Consider the following 4,867-nt stretch of genomic DNA (forward strand, 5'->3'; position numbering starts at 1 on the left):
GGCGAGCGCGGTCGCGGCGTAGCGGGGGCGGGCGGTCCCGCGCAGGTCGGCGGCCTGGTTGGCCGTGGTGCGCGCCCCTCGCGTGAAGCTCGCTCCGATGTCCTCCTGCCCGACCTTGTGCACTAGCATCGAAGGTTGTCAATCTAGAAACATGTCGAAACAGGAGTCGGTCGTGCCGCCCGCCGAGTGCTGCCCCGGCCTGCTCTCCACGCCGCTGGACGCCGAGCGGGCCGCCGAACTGGCCCCGGTGTTCAAGGCGCTGGGCGACCCGGTGCGGCTGCGGCTGCTGTCGATGATCGCCTCCCGCGCGGGCGGCGAGGTCTGCGTGTGCGAGCTGACCCCGGCCTTCGACCTGTCCCAGCCGACCATCTCCCACCACCTCAAGCTGCTGCGCGAGGCGGGCCTGGTCGACAGCGAGCGGCGCGGGACCTGGGTGTACTACCGCCTGCTGCCCGAGGCCACCGACCGCCTTGCCGCACTGCTGACACGCCCCGCGGAGCCCGCGCCGTGACCGCGTCCCCGGCCGCGCGGGCGCCCGGTGGCGGCTCGGCTGTCGGTGCTGGACCGCTGGCTGCCGCTGTGGATCGGCGTGGCGATGGCCGTCGGCCTGCTGGCCGGACGCTGGTTCCCCGGCCTGGACAGGGCGCTGAACACCGTCACCGTGGACGGGATCTCGCTGCCGATCGCGCTGGGCCTGCTGGTGATGATGTACCCGGTGCCGGCCAAGGTCCGCTACGACCGCCTGGACGCCGTCACCGGCGACCGGCGACTGCTGTGGTCCTCACTGGCCCTGAACTGGCTCGTCGGCCCGGCGCTGATGTTCGCGCTGGCCGGGCCTGCCCACCACCGGCCTGGACGTGTCCGCCTGGCAGGTGGCGAAGAGCGCGCTGGTCTTCCTCGGCGTCCCGCTGGTGGCCGGCTCCACCACCCTCGCCCTCACCGCCGCGGGCAACAACTTCGAGCTGGCCATCGCCGTCGCCGTCGCCACCTTCGGCGCCACCGGTGGCCAAGCCCTCGCCGGGGTTGTCGGCCCGCTGATCGAGGTGCCCGTCCTGGTCGGCCTGGTCCACCTCTCCCTGGCCCTGCGCCGCCACCACCCCGCCGCCCGCTGACCCCGCCGCCGTCCCGCCCGCGAGAACACCGAGAACCCCCAGGAGCCACCGTGTCCGACCTGCCCGAGGTGCTGTTCGTCTGCGTCCACAACGCGGGCCGCTCCCAGATGGCCGCCGCCCTGCTGCACCACCACGCCCAGGGCCGGGTCCTGGTGCGCTCGGCCGGGTCCGCGCCCGCCGAGGTGGTCAACCCGGCCGTGGTCGAGGCGATGGCCGAGCTCGGGCTCGACCTGTCGCGGGAGTTCCCCAAGCCGCTCACCACCGACGCCGTCCAGGCTGCCGACGTGGTCATCACCATGGGCTGCGGCGACGCCTGCCCGGTCTTCCCCGGCAAGCGCTACCTCGACTGGGCCTTGGCCGATCCCGCGGGGCGGGGCGTCGACGCGGTCCGGCCGATCCGCGACGAGATCGACCGCCGCGTCCGCGACCTCCTCGCCGAACTGACGACGGGCGAGCGGTGAGCGCGTCACCCGTCTGGAAGATCAATCACGGCAAGATGGATCACCCTGGGTGATGTGATTGGCTACTCCACGTGGATGCTCTACCGGACCGGGTGATCAGTCTGCTGCGGTCGCCGTGGCCGTGGGAACTGCGCTGGCAAGGCCTGGCCTCCACAGTCGGCGAGCTGTCCGACCTGGTCAGGACCGGTTCAGCGGACACCGCCGCCATCGCCTCCGTCGTCGAGGCGCTCCTGCACGGCGCGGGGCCCGCGCACCGGGCCGCGGTGCACGGGCTCGTCGACCGGGTGCTCGACCTGCACGCCGCCACCTGTGCGGGTGAACTGCCTGACCCGATCGTGCTGGCCGAGTGGTTGCTGCGCGTGCAGACCGGTTTCCCCGAACTCCCCGAGGTCCGCCTCGCCCCCTACGCCCCGGCGCTGGGGGAGCGCGGCCTCGCGCACTACCGGCGGATCGCGCTGACCCGGTTCGACGCGCTCCCCGTCATCACCTTCGGCTCGCTCGGCTTCTACGACCGCGAGCGCTGGGCCCTGCTGCGCGCCGCGGAGGAGCTGGCCGAGCACACCGGCGACGTCGACCTGCACGTGCTCGTGCTCTCCCGCAACCTCGCGGGCGGCTGGGACTACCTGCGCATCGCCACCGTCCTGCACGAGGCGGGCCGCCCCGACGAGGCCCTGGACTGGACCCGGCGCGGGCTGCGCGCCACCGACGGGCGCGGCGCGGCCACCCGGCTCGTGGACGCCGCCGTGGACGAGTGCCTGCGCGTCGGGCGGCTGGACGACGCGGTCGACCTGCGCTGGCGGGCGTTCACCACCACCCCCACCGCGAGCGCCTACCTGCGGCTGCGCGGCCTGGCCGCGCCCGCGGGGGACTGGCCGGTGCTGCGCGGGCGCGCCCTGACCCACCTGGCCCGCCACGCCGACACCGCCGCCCTGCGCGAGGTCGTGACGGCGGAACTGGCCGCGTCACCGGCGGCCGGGTGGCTGGAGCACCTGAGCGCCGAGCTGCGCCGGGCCGGGCGCGCGGCGGAGCTGGACGCGCTGGCCGACCTCACCGCCGACACCGGACAGGCCGGACAGGCGGGGCAGGCACGGCCGGCCGAGTCCGTGGCCGACGCCGGCTGAACCGAGCCCCAGCCACCGGCGCGCGGGTGACCGGAGGGCCGGCGACCCCGCAGCGGGGCGCGCCTTGACCGCCCACCCCGGACCTGATTATGTTCCGATCCGGAACGGAACATAATCAGGAGGCGCCGTGCGATCCGCAGTGGTCACCGAGACCGGCGACACCACCCTCACCGACCTGCCCGACCCCGTCCCCACCCCCGGCCAGGTCCTCGTCGACGTCGAGGAAGCCGGTCTCGGCCACGTCGACGTGATGGCCGCCCGCGGCGACTACCCCTTCTTCCCCGGCCCCGGCGCCGCCCCCGGCCTGGAGGTCGTCGGCCGCACCCCCGACGGGCGGCGCGTGCTGGCGCTGCCCCGGTTCGGCGGGTGCGCCGAGCGCGTCGCCGTCGACGCCGACCGGCTCCTGCCCGCCCCGGACGGCCTGGACGCCATCGGGCTCGGGCTCAACGCCCTGGTCGCCGAGCTCACCCTGCACCGGGCCAGGGTGAACCCCGGCGACCGCGTGCTCGTGCGCGGCGCCGGGGGCGGCATCGGGGTCCTCGCCGTCCAGATCGCCCGCGCCCGCGGCGCGCAGGTCACCGCCATCACCTCCTCGCCCGACCGCGCCGCACGCCTGCGGGCCCTCGGCGCGACCACGACCGTGGACCGCACCGACGCCGCCCCCGAGGGCGAGCACGACGTCGTGGTCGACACCGTCGCGGGCCCCGGCATGGCCGAGCACCTGCCGCTCCTGGCCCCCAACGGCCGCTACGCGCTGTGCGGCGGCGTCGCGGGCGACCCCGGACCGGAGCCGTTCGCCGCGCTGCTGCGGCACTTCCACCACTCGCCCACCCTCATCGCCCTCAGCCTCAACTCCACCGCCCCGGACGAGCTGGCCCGCTCCTGGGAGCGGGTGCGCGCGCTCGCCGACTCCGGCGCGCTGCGGCCCGTCGTGGAGCGGCGCCTGCCCCTGGACCGGATCGCGGAGGCGTTGCGCCTGGTCGGGAGCGGCCGGGTGTTCGGGAAGGTCGTCGTGCGCGCCCGGTAGGGTGGGCCGCCGCGGAGGGCGGGGGAGTGCGATGGCGCGCCGGCGGGACGAGCGGATCGACGAGGCGGTGCTGGCGGCCGTCGGCGAGCTGCTGCGCGAGGTCGGCTACCGGGGCCTGACCATGGAGGCCGTCGCCCGCCGCGCGGGCACGACCAAGCCCGCCATCCGCAGGCGCTGGCCCGGTCAGCGGCACCTCGTGCTCGCCGCGCTGGCCGCCGAGCGCGTGGGCGTCGCGCCCGAGCTCGACACCGGCTGCTGGCACTGCGACGTCGTCGAGCACCTGGAGGCGCTGCGCGCCGGCCTCGACGACCCGGCGCTCGCCCGCGTGCTGCCCGCCCTCGTCGCGGACCTGGCCGACGACCCGGACCTGCGGCGGGAGTTCCTGGAGGCGGTGTGGGAACCGCGCCGCCAGGCGTGCCTGGTGTCGCTGCGCCGGGCCACCCTGCGCGGTCAGCTGCGGCCGGGTCGCGACGCGGACCTCGTGCTGGACCTGTTCGCCGCGCCCGTCGTGCTCCGGGCGCTGTTCGGGCACCGCGAGCTGACCGCCTCGTTCGTGCGCGAGGTCGTGGACGTGGTCGGCGCGGGCCTCGGGGCCACCCGCCACTGCGCCGAACCCCACTGCGCCGACCGCTGAACACCCCGCCCGCGACCAGCGGTTCTTCGTTTTCCGGGAAGTGCGCTTCGCCTGACCCGCTAGCGCGCACCCACCCCGGCGCGGTGCAGTGGTGCACGTTCCCGACGCACGTGCACCAGCGGAGTTCCGGCATGTCCAGCGACCAGCAGCACCCCACCACCGACGAGCAGGCCCTGCGCCAGGAGCTGGCCGAGGCCCAGGCGACCCTCCGGCAGCTCCGCTCGGCCATGCCCACCAACCGGCTGATCGGGGTCGCCACCGGCATCATCGCCGAACGCCTGCGCGTCACCCCCGAACGCGCCCTGGACGCCCTCGTGCGCGCCAGCCAGAACGACAACCGCAAGCTCCGCGACGTCGCCATGGACGTGGTCAACGAGCACCGGGGCCTGACCACCCTCGACGGCTGACCCCGCACGCCGGAAAGCCCGCACACCGGAGAGCCCGCACGCCCGGAGGACCGCGCCCGCCCGACCGGCCTCACCCCACCGGCGGCCTGCGGTCCGCCCACGGCC

General features: G+C 75.7%; 6 protein-coding genes and 1 pseudogene. All 7 read left to right on the top strand.

What is annotated here, in order from left to right:
* The first annotated feature begins 151 nt into the window (after window positions 1-151).
* The 7 genes and pseudogenes from ACTUAL_RS00580 to ACTUAL_RS00610 all read left to right on the top strand — a co-directional run bounded on the left by ACTUAL_RS00580 (window position 152) and on the right by ACTUAL_RS00610 (window position 4,762).
* Window positions 152-511, top strand: coding sequence for an ArsR/SmtB family transcription factor (locus tag ACTUAL_RS00580; protein WP_096494361.1), 360 nt, complete (start codon window positions 152-154; stop codon window positions 509-511).
* Window positions 512-538: 27 nt separating this feature from the next.
* Window positions 539-1,112: pseudogene (locus ACTUAL_RS00585) on the top strand (arsenic resistance protein).
* A 50-nt stretch (window positions 1,113-1,162) separates the two neighbouring features.
* On the top strand, window positions 1,163-1,573 hold the full coding sequence (locus ACTUAL_RS00590) for an arsenate reductase ArsC (RefSeq protein ID WP_096494363.1): 411 nt from the start codon (window positions 1,163-1,165) through the stop codon (window positions 1,571-1,573).
* A gap of 92 nt (window positions 1,574-1,665) precedes the next feature.
* Window positions 1,666-2,694, top strand: coding sequence for a hypothetical protein (locus tag ACTUAL_RS00595; protein ID WP_440898888.1), 1,029 nt, complete (start codon window positions 1,666-1,668; stop codon window positions 2,692-2,694).
* A gap of 127 nt (window positions 2,695-2,821) precedes the next feature.
* Complete coding sequence (locus ACTUAL_RS00600; RefSeq protein ID WP_440898889.1) at window positions 2,822-3,721, top strand: quinone oxidoreductase family protein; 900 nt, start codon at window positions 2,822-2,824, stop codon at window positions 3,719-3,721.
* A 31-nt stretch (window positions 3,722-3,752) separates the two neighbouring features.
* The gene (locus ACTUAL_RS00605) at window positions 3,753-4,355 is read left to right on the top strand and encodes a TetR/AcrR family transcriptional regulator (RefSeq protein WP_096494367.1); all 603 of its coding nucleotides are present in this window, start codon (window positions 3,753-3,755) and stop codon (window positions 4,353-4,355) included.
* A gap of 131 nt (window positions 4,356-4,486) precedes the next feature.
* Entirely contained in the window at window positions 4,487-4,762 is a 276-nt protein-coding gene (locus ACTUAL_RS00610) for an ANTAR domain-containing protein (protein ID WP_440898890.1), read from the top strand.
* The last annotated feature ends 105 nt before the right edge of the window (window positions 4,763-4,867 follow it).

This window comes from Actinosynnema sp. (assembly GCF_052038725.1).